This is a genomic window from Gordonia sp. JH63 (genome assembly GCF_009856645.1).
Lineage (GTDB): Bacteria > Actinomycetota > Actinomycetes > Mycobacteriales > Mycobacteriaceae > Gordonia > Gordonia hongkongensis.
This window is the reverse complement of sequence record NZ_CP047235.1, coordinates 2,373,521-2,389,740: the sequence shown is the minus strand read 5'-3', so window position 1 is coordinate 2,389,740 and position 16,220 is coordinate 2,373,521. Positions and strand designations below refer to the sequence as shown.

The window sequence follows — 16,220 nt, the reverse complement described above, 5'->3', positions numbered from 1 at the left end:
GCCTGGTCGGTTGTTCGGTGGACAGCTGGATCGCGACGGTCCGTGCCGGACTACCGTTGACCTCGGTGGGTGACGAGATCACCTGGGGGACGACACCATGTCATCACTACGAGCAACCCTCGGAGTCGTACTGGTCATCGCGGCATCATCAACGCTGACCGTCGCATGCGTCGGGGAAGGCATCGAGCCGGTCGCGATGACGCGCGACACCTCGTCGAGCACCGCCGACGGTCCGGTTCCACCGATCCACATCGCACTCGAGACCCCGTCCGAGGTCGTGCGCCCGCGGCTCAACCCCTGGCCACTCCCCGACGACTCTGCGCTACGACCCGACCAGCGGCGAGAGGTCGACGTACTCATCGATCTCTCGACCGGGAACGACGGTGAGGAGCTCGCGCAGCGTTCGACCTGCCGCGTTCTCGACGGCATCCAGTCACCGCCGGCCGACGCGCCGGCCTGGCAGGCGCGCATCGTCGCCACGGTGACGATGCGACACGGTTACGCGCTCCTCGCCGCGCCGTTGCAGCGGTCCGCGGACGCCGCGGTCGTCGTGCTGGCCCGGACTCTCGCCGACGTCGATGCGGTTGCGGGACAGCCATACCGGCCCGTGTTCGTTCAGGGATGCAACCCGTACTGACGCAGGTCGGTGATGCCGAACGGACGAAACGCTGGTGCGGCGATTACCACTGCCACCGCAAACCAGCGCTGTTCGACTGGCGGCAGGTGGCGATGCCGTCGGTCTGGTACACCATCGCGCGAGCACCGAGCTTCGGGCAGGGTGTGCCGAGTCGAACCTTGGGTGCGCGCGAGACCGCATGGCTGCGCCAGATGCCGTCGCCTTCTGGAGAGCAGTAGAGCTTGCCATCGGCGGAGTCCAGGCCGTACTCGTGCACGAAGCAAGGTCCGCCTTCGCGTTGGGCCGAAGTGGATTCCTCGTAGCGATGGGCGTGACGTGGGCATAGGTCTTGGGCTGCGTAGACCAGGAACAGTCGCTGCGTGTGCGCGGGCTGGTAGCTGCCGTCAGGGTTGTAGAAAATCCGCTCGGCAACCTGAGTGTCGCGGTATCGGTCCATGACGCCGCAGGCTCGGTAGCCTCCCGCCACCATCTCCGCGTCAGTGGTGTACCGACTGTTCGGCCAGGCAGCAGTGGGCAGCGTCCGCGCCTTGTTGACGAAGGCCTGTTCGGCAACCGTGATGGCTGATGCCTGCCCGACACCCACGAGCAGTCCCGCGACCAGAGCGAACGTGGCCAGGATTCCGATGATGAGTCGCTTCATTCGCAAAGCTCCTTGTGCGCGGCGTCGACGACGATGGCGGAGTTCTTCTTGCTGAGGAACAGCCCATCCGCTGTGTACATCTGGTGGGCGATGGAAGACGGTGAACGGCCGATGTCCAACTGATCGCACACCCAATAGCCGGTATGAAGAGCATCGTCGGCTGTGGTGAATCGTCTGCTGCAACCGCTGGTGTCGTCGTCGCGATAGTCGAAGCACGACGTCGCTCCAGGAGTTGTCGTGTAGATCCCGCGCGACTCCAGAACAGCGAGGTAGTCGCCGGGCGCTGCCGAGGCGTCACCGGCACCGAGCGCGATGACGGCGGCCGACGCGAGCACTGCAAGTCCGCCGAGCCAGTCACAGCGTCTGGTCATGTCACTCTCCAAGCGTCCGACTGCAGCTGTGAGCACTCATCGCCACATCTGCCGCCGCATCGTATACATTGCATGACGGCAAAACCGGAGGTAGATGCGTTGTTCATCCGATCGACCGAACCCCGGGTTCCGGCGAGACGAGCGGGTGAGGTCGAACGAAAAAAGGCCCCGCCGATGTCGGCGGGGCTTGTGGGACTGTGGTGGTCCCGGCTGGGATCGAACCAGCGACCTTCCCGGTGTGAACGGGACGCTCTTCCACTGAGCCACGGGACCGTGTCGGGCGCCTTCGGTCAGTGCCGGGGGCGCCTGTGCACGAGGCAGAAGATTACACGGGTTGCGCAGAAGTCCCAAATCACCGCGGTGGGCCACGTCACAAGCGCCCCTACACGGCACGGGAGCGAATCACACGCTGGGGATTCACTCGCGGCCACGCCCCTGACCAGGCGATTTGGATAGTTCGGAAACCATCGCGTAAGTTTCTCTTCGCACCGCGAGCAGCACGATCCACAAGATCGCTCGTGGGCATGCGGATGTAGCGCAGCTGGTAGCGCATCACCTTGCCAAGGTGAGGGTCGCGGGTTCGAATCCCGTCATCCGCTCGGCGCGAGTCGACTCGCATCTGGTGGTGTGGCCGAGTGGTGAGGCAACGGCCTGCAAAGCCGTGTACACGGGTTCGATTCCCGTCGCCACCTCCACCGCTGCACAATTTTATACCCGCGCGATTAGCTCAGTGGGAGAGCGCTTCCCTGACACGGAAGAGGTCACAAGTTCAATCCTTGTATCGCGCACCACGACAAAACCCCCGGATCGCTCCGGGGGTTTTTCGTTGGCTCATCGGCCTTTCAGTTGCCCGCCGACCACTCGCCGACGATTTCCCCCAAAGACGCCGCCGACGGCGCGGAGGGAGCCGGCAACACGGTCCGCGAGAACCGCGGTGCCGGTGCGGGGGCGATTGCGTCGTCGACGCGCACGAAAGAACCGCGTTGCACCGCGACCGGGTCTGCGGCGGCCTCGTCGAAGTCGAGAACTGGTGTCACGCAGGCGTCCACACCGTCGAACACACTCCCCCACTCGTCGCGCGTACGCGACCCGAAGCGGGCTTGCAGTGCCGCGCTGATCACCGGCCACGCGGCACGGTCCCACCGGTCGGGCAGGTCGCCGATGCCGAGGGTGTCGATCAGGTTCCGCCAGAACTTCTCCTCGAGCGCGCCAACGGCGACGAACTTGTCGTCGGCGCACCGGTACGTCGCGTAGAACGGCGCCGAGCCGTCGAGCAGATTGCCCTGGTCCCGAGAACCCCAGCGTCCGGCGGCCTTCCACGACCACTGCAGCGCGCCGAGCAGTCCGGCACCGTCGACCATGGCGGCATCGATGACCTGGCCCCGGCCGGTCCGCGCGCGGTCGTGCAGAGCGGCCAGCACGCCGACGACGAGCAGCATCGATCCCCCGCCGAAGTCGCCGACGAGCGAGAGCGGTGGCACCGGCGGGGCGCCGGCCGGACCCATCGCCTCGAGCACGCCGGTGACCGCCAGGTAGTTGATGTCATGTCCGGCGCTCGCGGCACGATCCCCGTCCTGACCCCACCCGGTCATGCGCGCGTAGATGAGTTGCGGTGCGTCGGAGCAGATCTCGGGACCCAGGCCGAGGCGTTCCATCACGCCCGGACGGAAGCCCTCCACGACGATGTCGGCGCGCCGGATCAGCTCTCGGATGCGGGCCACGTCGTCGGGGTCCTTGACGTCGGCGTCGACCGTGCGTCGCGACCGGTACAGACCGGCGTCGGCATCCGGGATACCGTCGGGCCCGGGCAGATCGGGGCCGGGCCGCCGGATCCGGATGACGTCGGCGCCGAGGTCGGCGAGCAGCATGCAGGCGTGCGGGGTCGGCCCGAGTCCGGGCATCTCGACCACCCGCACGCCGGCGAGTGGTCCGCTCACGACGTCGGACTATGGTGGAGAACGCCACCGATAGTGAAGTCGACGTAGTCGCGGACCAACTGGTCGACATCGTGAGAGTCGTTCAGCCACCAGCTGATCCCGTTCATCAGGTCCAGCACCGCGATCGCCGACTGGTGTGGGTCGCGGACCTCGAACAGCCCCAGTCGGGCGCCGGCGGCGATCACATCGCGAATTCGACGCTGGTAGTACTTCCGATAGTCGGTGACCACCCGTCGGTGCTCGGGTGTCAGCGCCGACAATTCCCGAAGGGCGACAAGGTGTTCCACCCGGTGTCGCGCCAACCGCCGGACATGCGCCTCGATCAGGTTGGTCAACCGCTCGACGGGACCGCCTTCGCCGTCGAGCAGCAACAGGTCCTGCTGCGGATCCTCGGTCATCCGCAGGGCGATCGCGTAGAGGATCTCCTCCTTGGACTGGAAGTGGTTGTAGAGGCTCGCGCCCCGCATGCCGACCGCCTGCGCGATGTCACGCATCCCGGCGTTGGAGTATCCGTGTTCGGCGAAGTATCCCGCGGCGGCCTCGACGATCTCGTCGCGGCGCCGGCGTGGCCGTCGATCTGTTCGCTGCCGCTGATCGTCGGCTGCCGAAACGGCGTCGTCCTCAGCCCTGACCGGTTCCATAGGCCTTCCTCAACTCGCGCTTGAGCAGTTTGCCCTGGGCGTCGGTCGGCAGTGCGTCGACGACGTGGACCTCTTTGGGCACCTTGTACTTTGCCAGGTCGGTGCGGCAGTACTCACGGATGTCGTCGCCGTTCACCTCCGCACCCGCGCGCAGGACCACGAAGCCGGTGACGGCCTCCGACCAATAAGGGTCCGGAAGCCCCACGACGGCGGCGCGCTCGACGTCGGGGTGCGCCTGCAGGACACGCTCGACCTCTTGCGATGCGACGTTGAACCCGCCGGTCTTGATCATGTCCTTGCGCCGGTCGCGGAAGAACAGGTTGCCCTCCGCATCGATGCGGACGATGTCACCGGTGTGCACCCAGCCACCCTCGAAGACCTGCGCGGTGCGCTCGGGGTCCTTGTGGTAGCCGAGCATGACCGACGGTGTGCGGCAGAGGAGTTCGCCCTCTTCGGCGTCGTTGCCGTCGGCGTCGACGACCCGGACCTCCAGGTGCCCGACCGGTTTGCCGATCCAGGTCGGGTCCTGGTCCGGCACGTCCTCGAGCCGCCGGAACCAGCCGACGGAGCCGAGCTGGGTGAGTTCGGACTGTCCCCAGTAGGTACCCCAGACCGATTCCGGGGTCGCCGCGGCCCACGCGTCGACCGCGTGCGGCGACACCTGACCGCCGTAGGTCAGGCAGCGGCGCACCGAACCGACGGTGTCGGCCCCGAAGTCGGGGTGGTTGGCGAGCGCGATGAAGAAGGTCGGCGTCTGGGCCAGCACCGAGATCTTCTCGTCGCGGATCATCCGCAACGCCGTCGCCGGGTCGACCGCGGCGGGCAGCACCAGGGTGGCGCCCAGCAGCGTCAACGAGGTCAGCGAGCCGATCCCGGCGATCGTGTGGAACGGCATCACGTAGAGCCACACGTCGTCGTTGCGGCAGCGCAGCCCCCACGTGTACGCCGGCGAGGTGGAGATGAGGTAGTTCCGATGGGCGATCTCGACGCCCTTCGGCGTCGACTCGGTGCCACTGGTGTAGACGATCATCGCGAGGTCGTGTTCGTCGACCTCGCAGTCGGGTTCGGAATCGTCAGCCGCCGCGACGGACTCGTCGAACGAGTTCCACGAGTTCGCCTCGTCGTCGCCGACGACGAGAACCGAGATACCCAGACCGTCCGCGATGGGGCCGGCCAACGCGGACAGCGGCTGCTCGACGACGAGCACCGCCGGTTCCAGGTGCCGGAGCTGCTGGGCGACCTCGCCCTCCCGGAACATGGGACTGACGCCGGAATACGCGGCACCGACCTTGAGGGCGCCGTAGTAGGTGGCGACCGTCTCGACCCGGTTACGACTCATCACCGCAACGCGATCCCCGCGCCCGACGCCGAGGTCGAGCAGCACATGGGCGACCCGGTTGGCCATCGTGTTCAGCTCCGCGTACGACGTCGATGTGCGGCCGCCCTGCGCGTCGTAGGCCACGATCGCCGGTGTCGAACCCTGGGACCGGGCCAGGCGACGCAGCTGGTCACCGATCGTGGCCCGGCCCAGCATCGAGGTCTGTGCGGGAGAGAGAGTGCGCGTCGAGGGGTTCACGGCGGGGGCGCTCACGCGAACATCCGGTTGTCGAAGCGGTCGAGGAAGGCGATCTCCTCGACCGGAGTCCGGGACAGCTTGCGCGGGAAGTCGTCACGCGGATAACCGACGGCGATGTGGGCGGCGGTGAGATAACCCTCGGGGATGCCGAGGAGGTCCTTCACCTGGTTCTCGGCAGCGCACAGCAGGGTCGTCAGCGCAGTGGCCACGCCTTGCTGCCGAAGCGCGAGGGTGAGGTTCTGGACGCTCGGGTAGATCGACGCACCGCCGACGACGCTCAGCCTGCCGAGCTCATGGTCGGTCGGGTGCAGTCCGTCCATCTCGGCGCACACCACGATCAGGGCGGGCACCTCGGCGAGGTGGTGCGCGAAATAGTTGGCGCTCTCCACTGTCTTGGGGATGGCGCCGACCTTCTTCGAGCCCTCCACAACCGCGGCGTAGTAGCCCTCCCAGAACGGAAGGTAGAGGTCGGCGAGGGCCTTCTTGGTCACCTCGTCGCGGACGACAACCCAACGGACGGGTTGGCGGTTGCCGCCCTGCGGGCCGAATCGCGCGTCGTCGAACGCCCGGTACAGCACCTCGTCCTCCACCGGACGGTCGCTGAAGTAGCGGCAGGTGCCCGTCGTGCGCATTGCCTCGCTGAGATCCATGTCAATCCTCCGTGCTGACTAACCGTTGTTAGTATGACTGAGGACACGGTGACACAGCCGGCTTTGGTCGTCAAGAGCCGTCAGACGGAGTTGAAGGCGGTATTGACGTCGCACTACTAACAATGGTTAGTTTTAGTTATGACATCTGTTTCGCTGCGTCCGGAGACGCGCCCGACCACAGCGGAGATCCGGGCATTCGTGGCGGCGGGCAACATCCCGACCCTGCTCGCGGTCCTCGTGGAGATGACGGGTGACCACCGGTGGATGGCCGATCGATACCGCCCGACGCGGAGCCGAGGCATGGACGACAACTCCTCGGGCGGGCTCGGAGAGGACGTCCAGCAGGAGATCCGCGCGGCGGTCGTCGACGCCCTCGAGGACTGGTACGACCACGGCCGGCCCGCGCGGAAGCCGGCCGACGAGGCACTCGTCGCATCGTTGATGTCGTTCACCGCGGGCGAGCAGGTGGCCCCGGAATTCGCGCCGATGATGACCGAGATCGTCCGCGGCGACCTCCGGGACACACATCTGCCGGCGTTGCCCGACGATCTCGCCACGTCGATGGACGCATTGGTCATCGGCGCCGGTGTGGCCGGCATGCTGATCTCCACGCAACTCGCCGAAGCCGGCGTCGAGCACACCGTGCTGGAGAAGAACGACGAGGTCGGCGGCTCGTGGTACGAGAACCGCTACCCCGGCGCCGGCGTGGACACGCCGAGCTACCTGTACTCGATCTCGTCCTTCGACCACCCGTGGTCCACGCACTTCGGCAAGCGCGACGAGGTGCAGGGCTACCTGCAGGCCTTCGCCGACCGGCACGCGGTGCGCGACCGCGTCCGCTTCGGCACCGAGGTCCTCTCGGCTGCCTACGACGCCGAGACCCAGCGCTGGACGGTCCACGTCCGTGACCGCGAGGGCCACCAGGACACCCTGACCGCCCGGATCCTGATCAGCGCGGTCGGTCTCCTCAACCGCCCCAAGCTTCCCGAGCTCCCGGGGATGGGCGACTTCGCCGGTCCGATCTTCCATTCCGCACAGTGGCCCGACGAACTCGACGAGCCCGGTGCGCTCACCGGCAAACGGGTCGCCATCGTCGGGTCCGGTGCCAGCGCGATGCAGATCGGGCCGGCCATCGCCGATCGGGTCGGATCGCTGACGATCTTCCAGCGCTCACCGCAGTGGATCGCGCCGAACGACGACTATTTCGCGCCGGTCGGCGACGACGTGCACTGGCTGATGGACAACCTCCCCGGGTACCGGGAGTGGTACCGCGCACGGCTGTCGTGGATCTTCAACGACAAGGTCCACTCGACCCTGCGCATCGACCCGGAGTGGCCCGAGCCGACCGCGTCGATCAACGCCGTCAATCACGGTCACCGCGAGTTCTACCTGCGCTACCTGCGCACCGAACTGGGCGACCGCGACGACCTCATCGACCTGTCGACTCCCGACTACCCGCCCTTCGGCAAACGGATGCTGTTGGACAACGGCTGGTTTCACATGCTGCGCAGGCCGAACGTCGAGCTGGTACCGCACGGCGTCGAACGGGTCACCTCCGATGGACTCGTCGACGGCACCGGCACCGCCCACGACTTCGACGTCATCGTGTTCGCGACCGGATTCCACAGCGACCGCTACCTCTACCCCATGGACATCGTCGGACGCAGCGGGCAGAACACCGTCGAGGCGTGGGGTGATCACGACGCGTACGCCTACCTCGGGATCACGGCGCCCGACTTCCCCAACCTGTTCATCCTCACCGGACCGAACACCGCACTGGGACACGGCGGCAGCTTCATCAGCATCCTCGAGTACCAGGTGCGCTATGTCTGCGACGCCCTGCGCGCGATGATCGAGAACCGGCTGGGCGCACTGGAAGTCCGGCGGGACGTCACCGAGGAGTACAACGACGCCGTCGACCGCGCCCACGCGCAGATGGTGTGGACGCATCCGGCGATGACCAATTGGTATCGCAACCCCGACGGACGCGTCGTCGCCGTCCTGCCGTGGCGGATCGTCGACTACTGGGCGCGGACGCGCAGTGTCGACCTCGACGATTTCGTCGCCGAACCCCTCGGCGACTGACGGGACTACCGTGGCTGTCATGACGCCCCTCATCTCCGCCACCGATCTCGCCGCCCGCCTCGGCGAGGAGAATCTCCGCATCGTCGACGCCACCGTCCATCTGACCTTCGATGCCGACGGCGCACACGTCGCCTCCGGTCGGGAGACCTATCTGACCGGGCACCTGCCCGGCGCGGTGTTCGCCGATCAGATCACCGACCTCAGCGACCCCGACGGCGAAGCACCGTTCGCCGCAGCAGACTCCGCGCGTTTCGCCGACGCGGTCGGCCGCCTCGGCATCGGCGACGACTCCACCGTCGTCGTGTACGACACCGCCAACGGCATCTGGGCCACGCGCCTGTGGTGGCAGTTCGGACTCGAGGGCTTCGACGACGTGCTCGTCCTCGACGGCGGGTACGGCGCCTGGACCGCGGCCGGCCTCCCGGTCGAGACCGGCGAGGTCACGACCACCCCGGCATCGTTCACCCCGCGCCGCCGGCCCCAGCGGATCGTTTCCACCGACGAGGTCGCGGCCGCCACCGGCGAGTCCTCCGTCCTGCTGGTCAACGCGCTCGACCGGGAATCGTTCGCGGGCGGCCACATTCCCGGCAGTGTCAACGTGCCGTTCGCCGAACTGGTCGACGACGCGGGGCGCCTCCGGCCGCTCGAGGAGCTGCGCGAACTGTTCGCAGACGTCGGCGCCCTCGACCCGTCGGTACGCCCTGTCACGTACTGCGGCGGCGGGATCGCGGCCACCGCAGCGGCTTTCGCGCTGCACAGCCTCGGACGCGACGACGTCGCAGTGTACGACGGATCGATGAACGCCTGGACCGCCGATCCGGCTCGCCCGCTGTCGTGAGCGATCCCGGTGTCGCCGACCTCGCCGATGTCACCGTCGAGGTCGTGACCGACCCCGCAGCGGCGGCGGGGGTCGCCGAGGTCGCCGCCATCACGTTCCCGCTCGCGTGCCCGCCGCACGCCGCACCGGCCGACATCGAGAATTTCGTCGCCGACAACCTGCGGGAGAACAACTTTCGTGATCACATCGCCGATCCGACTGCAGATGTCCTGGTCGCGCGCGACGGTGTCGGCGGACCGATCCTCGGCTACGCGCTGGTGATCCATCGCGACCCGACGCACCCCGACGTGCGTGCGGTCGTGACCGAGCGTCCGGTCAGCGAGATCTCGAAGATGTACGTGCTGCGCGACCATCATTCGCGGCAGGGCGCGACTCCGTCTCACCTGCTCATGGGTGCCGCGCTCGATCGCGCACGGTCGCACGGCAGCTCGCTGATCTGGCTGGGTGTCAACCAGCTCAACGCCCGCGCCCAGCGGTTCTACTCGAAGATGGGTTTCACCCGCGCCGGAGTGAAGACGTTCACCCTCGGGGAGAGCGTCGAGCACGATTACGTGTTCACGCAGAGGCTGTGAACCGGCGGCTCGGTAGGCGATCGCGCAGCACGACCTACTACCAGCGACGGCATCCTTCCCCAGAACGCCTGAGAATGCAGGACCGCCGACGGCCGGCAGCGATAACCTCTCGTCGAAGGGACCCGTTCCGGGGTGGGTCGCACATCGATCTGCTTTTCAACGAGATAGCAAGGCTCGCAACACTTCCTGCTACACACTGACTATCAGTCCAAACAGACCTGCAACCCAGAAAGAACATCTGCACCTCAGAGGCCGAACCCGACACCCACCGACGCTCGGCTCACATGGTTACGAACTGAGATCCGACCCGCAGACCACCACTCCGGATCCTGAACGAGACCGCCACCCCGCTCACGAAAGATCGAGGCTCGAGCCCTGATCCACCTGATGTGGGCCGAGAAAGAACGATGGAGGGCACGGCGGAACGTAGGCAGCACCCCGGTGTCACACCGTGCGCAAGCAGCCGAATGCGCACTTCCGAGAAGCATTCGGCGACAGCATCTTTCGTTAGCATTACGAAACGGACTATAAGCTTGTGTAGGGAACCAAAATTCTTTCACCAAAGTCCACAATCGCCGACGACGACCCCGCTGTCGTGCTAAAGTTCGATCCCGATTAACGATCTCGGTTCAGCGGCCACAGGGCACTTCTGTTTTCCTTTACTCCGTCTACTCACGAAACTGAGACGCGCTGATGTCAAAATCTTCAATTCGTCAGTTGAATCGGACTCGCCGCGTTGCGGCTGCGTCCGGAATCGCAGTCGCTCTCTGGTTTGCGGCACCGGTGTGTGTCGCATCAGCCGACGATGGCGAGGCTCCAGAATCCACGCCTCAGGAAACATCGTCTGTCGAACAGATCGGTGACAGTGGGGCGGCGGACCACACACCGAGCGCCGAGGGCGAGTCGCCTATCGTCGGTGAGGCTGAGAGACTGCCGGAGCCACAGACTACTGTGCCTCAGCATGAAGCGGACCCACCGACGGTCGAGGTCGAAGCTGGAACAGCAGGGCCCCAAGCTTCAGATGCACCAACAAGCCTTCCTGAACCGGATAGCCAATCCACCACTGCCACGGAACCACCGGTAATCTCGTCGCCGCTGGAAACCTCGTTGCTGCCAGAAGCCTCATCGCCAGTTGGCTCTTCTGCTGCCATCTCGGTCCCTCCTGACAAGAACCCGGACGCGCCCTTCTCGGCAGAGAAGGTCAGGCAGTTGCCAACAGGGCAGGTTGCGGCAGTTGAGCGGCACGCGGCCCGTGTGCAGGCGCAGCTTCGGGCAGCCGCTGAGGAACGCCGAACTGCAATCCATGAGCGCCGGGAGGCGGTCTCAGAGTGGATTGACAACGTTCGCTCAGGTGTCGACGGGGATACCCTCGTACGCGCCGCGCCGAACGAGGCTTCACCACTCGCCGGGGTAGCCGGGCTCGAGCGCCTGCTGCGCAACCTGGGTGCCGAGGCGCTCTTTCTGCTCAATCAGAGTGCGATGGCAGTCGCTGTTCTCAATCGCCGCAGCCGAGCCGATGGCAGCGACTATTACGGATTGTTCGCGCCGGTCGAAACGCCCGCTCAACCGCAGGCGACGCTCGCGGAGGAGACAGCGGAGACAAGCTTCCTTCTCGCTCCAGTGAGTTTGGTTCTGGCTGCGGCGTCCGATGGCGATCCCGGTATGTTTCTCGATCCCGGAGACGCGGACTGGGAAACCGCAGACCGCATCACCACATCCGCCCACGCGGTCACTGCGTTGCATTCCGAGGAATCGATCGTCATCACCAATGGTGAATCGACGCCAATCGGGATCTTGGTCGTGCGGGCGTCGGACCCGGCAACACAGACGCTCTACATCGTCGGCGCCGGGCAGTCCGAGTCTTTTGGCGTGAACGAGCCGACATCGTTGCAAGTGCAGTTACCCAGGCTTGCCGATGAATCCCACACCGGGGTGAGTGCGGGCGTGATCTCGTCGGACGGGCAGGGAAACTTCATCAGCACTCTGCCGCGTACGGGCGCTCGAACCGACTGGGCAGGTCTCGACGCGGGTGACCAATTCTGGAATCCGCCCGAAGTTGTCTCCGACGACGGGTGGATGAGCGGTGATGCTTCGGGAGTCACCTACAGCTGGGTTGGTGGGGTACTCACCATCCACAACGACAGTGACCAACCGATCGGGGTCGTGAACACTGCCGACAATTACTCAACGGCGCCTTATGATTTCGTGGTCGTTGGGCCATCAGGATCGCGGATATTCGTGACACCGGAGGACGGCGATTGGACTTATATGGTCCAAGCGCCTCGCGCCGTCACCGGCCAGCCTGTCGCGCTCGGATCGGTGGAGATCAGGTACGGCGTCGCTGTCGGCCAGGGTATTGAGGTCAAGCGACCGGATTTCGTTGGAATGGAGGAGGACTTCTGGGACCCGATGGATGACGAAGTCCTCATACCACCGGGCTCGGGGCCCTTCCCGATCCCAGCTGACTCCGATGACGAGTTCGATCCGCAGTTCGTACCGAGCTACGAGTACGTGACGCTGTTCGACGGTGTGGACGTCAGTCTGGCCGAGAGCTCGGACGGGGCATCGGACACTGCCACTGTCACCAACACTGGAGGCAAGCCGATCTATGTGCTGCACGGGATCAACGGATATTGGGTTGAGGGAGTAGTACTCGCGCCCGGCGAGTCACAGACATTCGCGATGCCGACGACCGGAATGGTCGGCCCGGACGCGGATCGGCCACTGCCGAACGGCGCGGGCTACTACCCGATCGACGACTACGGATACAGTGGACTGTATTTTCAAGGGCCTCGTGAGGAGGGGACTGGCCGGATCGTCGCCTTAGGATCCGTTGCTGTGACTGACCGGTATGAGTTCGTCGACGACGACAGCGACGTCATCACCCGCTTCACCCAACGCTTCGTCAATGTGTCAGACAGAAGTCGTGTCGATTGGACGACCGCGGATCCTGACGACACCTTCTTCGATCCACACGACAGCGATTGGCCACGCACCACCACCGAGCAGCAGACGCTGGTCGTCGAGAGTCTCGATGGCACGCAAAACGGTTTGGGCTATGAATACTTCCCGTCCGCCGACCCGGGCGGACAACGGCTGGTGCTGCACAACGACGGTGACGATCCGATCGCGGTTACCGTATATGAGGTCGACGAAAATGGCCCGCTGATCACTGGGTTCGTCATAGTATCTGCTGGTGAGACTGAATCGTTTGCGATACCCGCCGACGACGATGCTCAGGTGACATTCGATATCCAAGGGCCGCGTGCGCCTGGTGGTCCGACCACATACGGATCACTTCTCTTCGAGAACGGCGAGCTGAATGCCGATCTGAGCTCGATCCCGTATTACATTCCTCCCGGCGATCCGGAGAACACCGCACCTGTGATCACCTCGGTCGTCGCGGGTTCGCCGCCGTATACCTGGACTGTTCATGCAACCGACGCAGACGGTGAGGTGCTGGCATATTCCGCCGTCGACGGACTGTATGGCACAGTCACCCGCACCACTGAAGGTGTGTACACCTACACGCCGCTGCCCGGAATCGCCCATCATGCAGCAGCCAACTCGATTGAAGACAGCTTCACGGTCATCGTCCGAGACCCGCGAGGGGGCACAGCACGCCAGACCGTCCAAGTTTCAATCACCCCTGAGAACACGTTTCCTACCGCGAATCTTGTTGCTGGCCAGACGAATCCCGAAACGGGTGCGATCACCTATCGGCTCTTGTCGAGCGATGCCGACAACGACCAGGTGACGATGTCCGTCGATCAACTTCCTGCCCACGGCGTGGTTGTGATGGACTCCGCCAGCCAGACCATCACCTACACGCCTGACGCAGGATATCGTCACCTCCACGACTACTCGGACACGTTCGTGGTGATCGTGAATGATGGGCATGGCGGACACGTTCCGATTACGACTGATGTGGCGGTGGCACAACAGAATGAGGCACCAACAATCCTGATCGTGCCGGTGTCCACTGACGAGGTCTCGGGTTCCACCAACTACACGGTGACCACAATCGACCCGGATGGCGACACGGTGACAGTCAGTGTCGACACGTCACCAGAATTCGGCATCCTGACGGCAAACGCCGACGGAACATTCACTTACACACCGAGTGCCGAGCACGCTGAGGAGGACATCCTGGCGGATGGCTTCACCCTCGTTGCGGACGACGGTTTGGGCGGTGTCACCGAGGTGACGCAGGTGGTGTACACAAATGTGGTTCCGGACCAACCCACCACACCCGGACAACAGCAGGCTCAGGCGCTCGTGCAGAACCTGGTGGCAATCCCGGTTAGATTCCTTAACACGATCACCAACGCACTCGCCCCGATCATCGGCCCGGGTGGGCTGTTCCAGAACGATTTCCTGTGGGCCTTCGCCTCTGCTGTCAACAACAATGTGCAACGCCTGTTTGCCAATTCGTCGCCGACATTGGCACCCGTCGTCGGGCCGGCCGACTCGAGCGGCAGGATTGCCGGCACTGCAGGCGGCAACGATCCCGACGGCGACCCGCTCGTCTATTCGGTCCCCACATCCGGAACGGGAGCACCGTCGCGTGGGGTTGTCAGCATCGATCCATCGACGGGCCAGTGGCTATATACACCATTTGAAGGCCATTCAGGCTTGGATACATTCACGCTCGTCGCGACCGAGGCAGGGACAACGCAACACATTCATCGGCCGGGCGATGGCCCCACGGCGAGCGCAGTAGTGAATCTGATCGTTCCGGCTGTTCAAGAAAACCGTTCTCCAACAATAGCTCCGACAATCATCAGCATCGACCCGCAAACTGGGTTGGTCACTGGAAGCGTGGGCGCCGTCGATCCCGACGGTGACCCCCTGAAGTATCGCCTGTGGGGTTCGGTGTTCGACGCCGACTCGTTCGAACTCGATCCGGATGGCACCTTCCGATTCCTGCCCTCTGCAGAGGCTCGGTATTCGGCTGCTTCAACTTATGGGGAGGATCTTGGTGTCTTCACGGTTATTGTGACCGACAATCGTGGCGGCAGGGCCACAGGAAGAGTCCTGGTCCCGATCACTCCGGTTGTCGATGACCACAACACGGCGCCGGTGCTGAACGGAGTAACCATCGATTCTGTGGACGTCGTCAGCGGAGTCGTAACTGGCCGCATCAACGTCGCCGACGCCAATGGGGACGACCTCCGCTTCCGTGGCTCGTCATCGACCGCGCTTGGCCAGTTTAATGTTGGTCCCACCGGCCGGTTCCAATTCACACCGTCCGACATCGCGCGAGACTACGCAACCGAAGCTTCGGAAGACGCACCAGCTGCCTGGTTCACAGTTCTCGTGGACGACAAAAAGGGTGGGACTGTCTCCGTTCCAGTGGTCGTTCCGATCGTGCCGACACTTGAAAGCCTGGCCGAGTACCCAGCGGGAGAGCCCGGTGGTGGCGAACCGGGTGGCGGCGAGCCAGGCACTCCGGGAAACCAGGTCGCTGTCTACATGCCGTATATGGACTTCAGAGCCTTGCCTGCGGGCTGGCTGGGCAGTGTGCCGGGCTATTACCACGTCGAAACTGTGGCGGCAGTTCTCGACAACGGTCGAGACGTCATAGGCGACCCTTATCCGGCGTATGAGCCGTGTGAGACAGATTGTGGATGGGACTACGCGATGCAGCGGCTTACCCGGAACCCCGCTGTGTCTAGCTTTGTCATTGACCCCGAAACCGATCTTCCGGTCATTCCCGATGTCTACGCCTTGTATCTGTACAACCCGCCCGGGACATTCACCAATGGCTACGTCGTCGGCTACCAGAAGATCGGCTCATCAGCTGACTTCCGCGTAGACTACCCCAGCTACGACGGGTTCACCTCCTACACATTGGCATTCGTGCGTCCAGGTGAGTTCCCCACCGAATTCTTTGGGCCCGGAGCTGGACCCTCCAGCGGAGGTTTCACCAACGGTTCACCGCCACTGGAAAAGACTCAGCGGGACTTCGAGGTCGAGGACCTGGAGAATGTGCAGGAAATGCAAGCCGAGCTGCAACGCAACCTCGCCGCTTTCGATCAAGGGGTCACGTACGCAAGTCAGGCCATGACGGCGGCTACCCCCGGCGGAGTGGTTCTCAAGTCGGTGGTGATCGCTGGCGGTGCCGTCCTGAGTGGGGAGGTACAGACCTACCAGGACATCGTTGACGTCAATGGAGAGTTGGCCCTTCAACAGGTTCCATTGATTGTGCACAAGCGTAGCCCAGCGGTGTAACTCTCCGCTGGCTTCAGTGGTGCTCCCCCACCCAGCGAC

At 64.6% G+C, this 16,220-nt stretch carries 11 protein-coding genes and 4 tRNA genes; 8 read left to right on the top strand and 7 right to left on the bottom strand.

The features are described 5' to 3' along the window. Positions 1–97: 97 nt before the first annotated feature. A complete protein-coding gene (locus GR168_RS10810; protein ID WP_159370708.1) occupies positions 98–637 on the top strand; it encodes a hypothetical protein in 540 nt (179 codons plus the stop codon). A gap of 43 nt (positions 638–680) precedes the next feature. On the opposite strand, the gene GR168_RS23915 is transcribed toward GR168_RS10810, so the two are convergent. The 3 genes from GR168_RS23915 to GR168_RS10795 form a co-directional block, all read right to left on the bottom strand. After that, positions 681–1,277, bottom strand: coding sequence for a hypothetical protein (locus GR168_RS23915; protein WP_238995070.1), 597 nt, complete (start codon positions 1,275–1,277; stop codon positions 681–683). Beyond that, the gene (locus GR168_RS10800; protein ID WP_159370707.1) at positions 1,274–1,648 is read right to left on the bottom strand and encodes a DUF732 domain-containing protein; all 375 of its coding nucleotides are present in this window, start codon (positions 1,646–1,648) and stop codon (positions 1,274–1,276) included. The genes GR168_RS23915 and GR168_RS10800 overlap by 4 nt, the downstream gene beginning before the upstream one ends. A 198-nt stretch (positions 1,649–1,846) precedes the next feature. Further along, positions 1,847–1,921, bottom strand: a tRNA-Val gene (locus tag GR168_RS10795). A gap of 253 nt (positions 1,922–2,174) precedes the next feature. Between GR168_RS10795 and GR168_RS10790 the strand changes: the two genes are divergently transcribed. The 3 genes from GR168_RS10790 to GR168_RS10780 all read left to right on the top strand — a co-directional run bounded on the left by GR168_RS10790 (position 2,175) and on the right by GR168_RS10780 (position 2,439). Continuing rightward, positions 2,175–2,247: transfer RNA gene (locus GR168_RS10790), tRNA-Gly, on the top strand. A 22-nt stretch (positions 2,248–2,269) separates the two neighbouring features. Next, a tRNA-Cys gene (locus GR168_RS10785) sits at positions 2,270–2,343 on the top strand. A gap of 21 nt (positions 2,344–2,364) precedes the next feature. After that, positions 2,365–2,439 (top strand) — tRNA-Val (locus GR168_RS10780). A 51-nt stretch (positions 2,440–2,490) separates the two neighbouring features. Here the strand turns inward: GR168_RS10780 and GR168_RS10775 are convergent. From GR168_RS10775 to GR168_RS10760, 4 genes are read right to left on the bottom strand one after another with little or no spacing between them, the layout of a single operon-like run. Beyond that, positions 2,491–3,585, bottom strand: coding sequence for a CaiB/BaiF CoA-transferase family protein (locus GR168_RS10775; protein ID WP_159370706.1), 1,095 nt, complete (start codon positions 3,583–3,585; stop codon positions 2,491–2,493). Then, positions 3,582–4,226: a TetR/AcrR family transcriptional regulator gene (locus GR168_RS10770; RefSeq protein ID WP_159370705.1), complete on the bottom strand. Its 645-nt coding sequence runs from the start codon at positions 4,224–4,226 to the stop codon at positions 3,582–3,584. The genes GR168_RS10775 and GR168_RS10770 overlap by 4 nt, the downstream gene beginning before the upstream one ends. Beyond that, positions 4,207–5,817 (bottom strand): class I adenylate-forming enzyme family protein, encoded by a 1,611-nt coding sequence (locus tag GR168_RS10765; protein WP_159370704.1) that lies wholly within the window; start codon positions 5,815–5,817, stop codon positions 4,207–4,209. Before GR168_RS10765 ends, GR168_RS10770 begins: the two co-directional genes overlap by 20 nt. Then, positions 5,814–6,452 (bottom strand): nitroreductase family protein, encoded by a 639-nt coding sequence (locus GR168_RS10760; RefSeq protein WP_159370703.1) that lies wholly within the window; start codon positions 6,450–6,452, stop codon positions 5,814–5,816. Before GR168_RS10760 ends, GR168_RS10765 begins: the two co-directional genes overlap by 4 nt. A gap of 138 nt (positions 6,453–6,590) precedes the next feature. Between GR168_RS10760 and GR168_RS10755 the strand changes: the two genes are divergently transcribed. From GR168_RS10755 to GR168_RS10740, 4 genes are all read left to right on the top strand, one after another. Continuing rightward, on the top strand, positions 6,591–8,537 hold the full coding sequence (locus GR168_RS10755) for an NAD(P)/FAD-dependent oxidoreductase (protein ID WP_159370702.1): 1,947 nt from the start codon (positions 6,591–6,593) through the stop codon (positions 8,535–8,537). A gap of 19 nt (positions 8,538–8,556) precedes the next feature. Next, positions 8,557–9,375 carry a sulfurtransferase gene (locus tag GR168_RS10750; protein ID WP_159370701.1) on the top strand — a complete coding sequence of 273 codons (819 nt, stop codon included), beginning with the start codon at positions 8,557–8,559 and terminating at the stop codon, positions 9,373–9,375. Further along, positions 9,372–9,947 (top strand): GNAT family N-acetyltransferase, encoded by a 576-nt coding sequence (locus GR168_RS10745; protein ID WP_159370700.1) that lies wholly within the window; start codon positions 9,372–9,374, stop codon positions 9,945–9,947. The genes GR168_RS10750 and GR168_RS10745 overlap by 4 nt, the downstream gene beginning before the upstream one ends. A gap of 951 nt (positions 9,948–10,898) precedes the next feature. Then, positions 10,899–16,181, top strand: a complete 5,283-nt coding sequence (locus tag GR168_RS10740; RefSeq protein ID WP_159370699.1) for an Ig-like domain-containing protein — start codon at positions 10,899–10,901, stop codon at positions 16,179–16,181. Positions 16,182–16,220 lie beyond the last annotated feature (39 nt).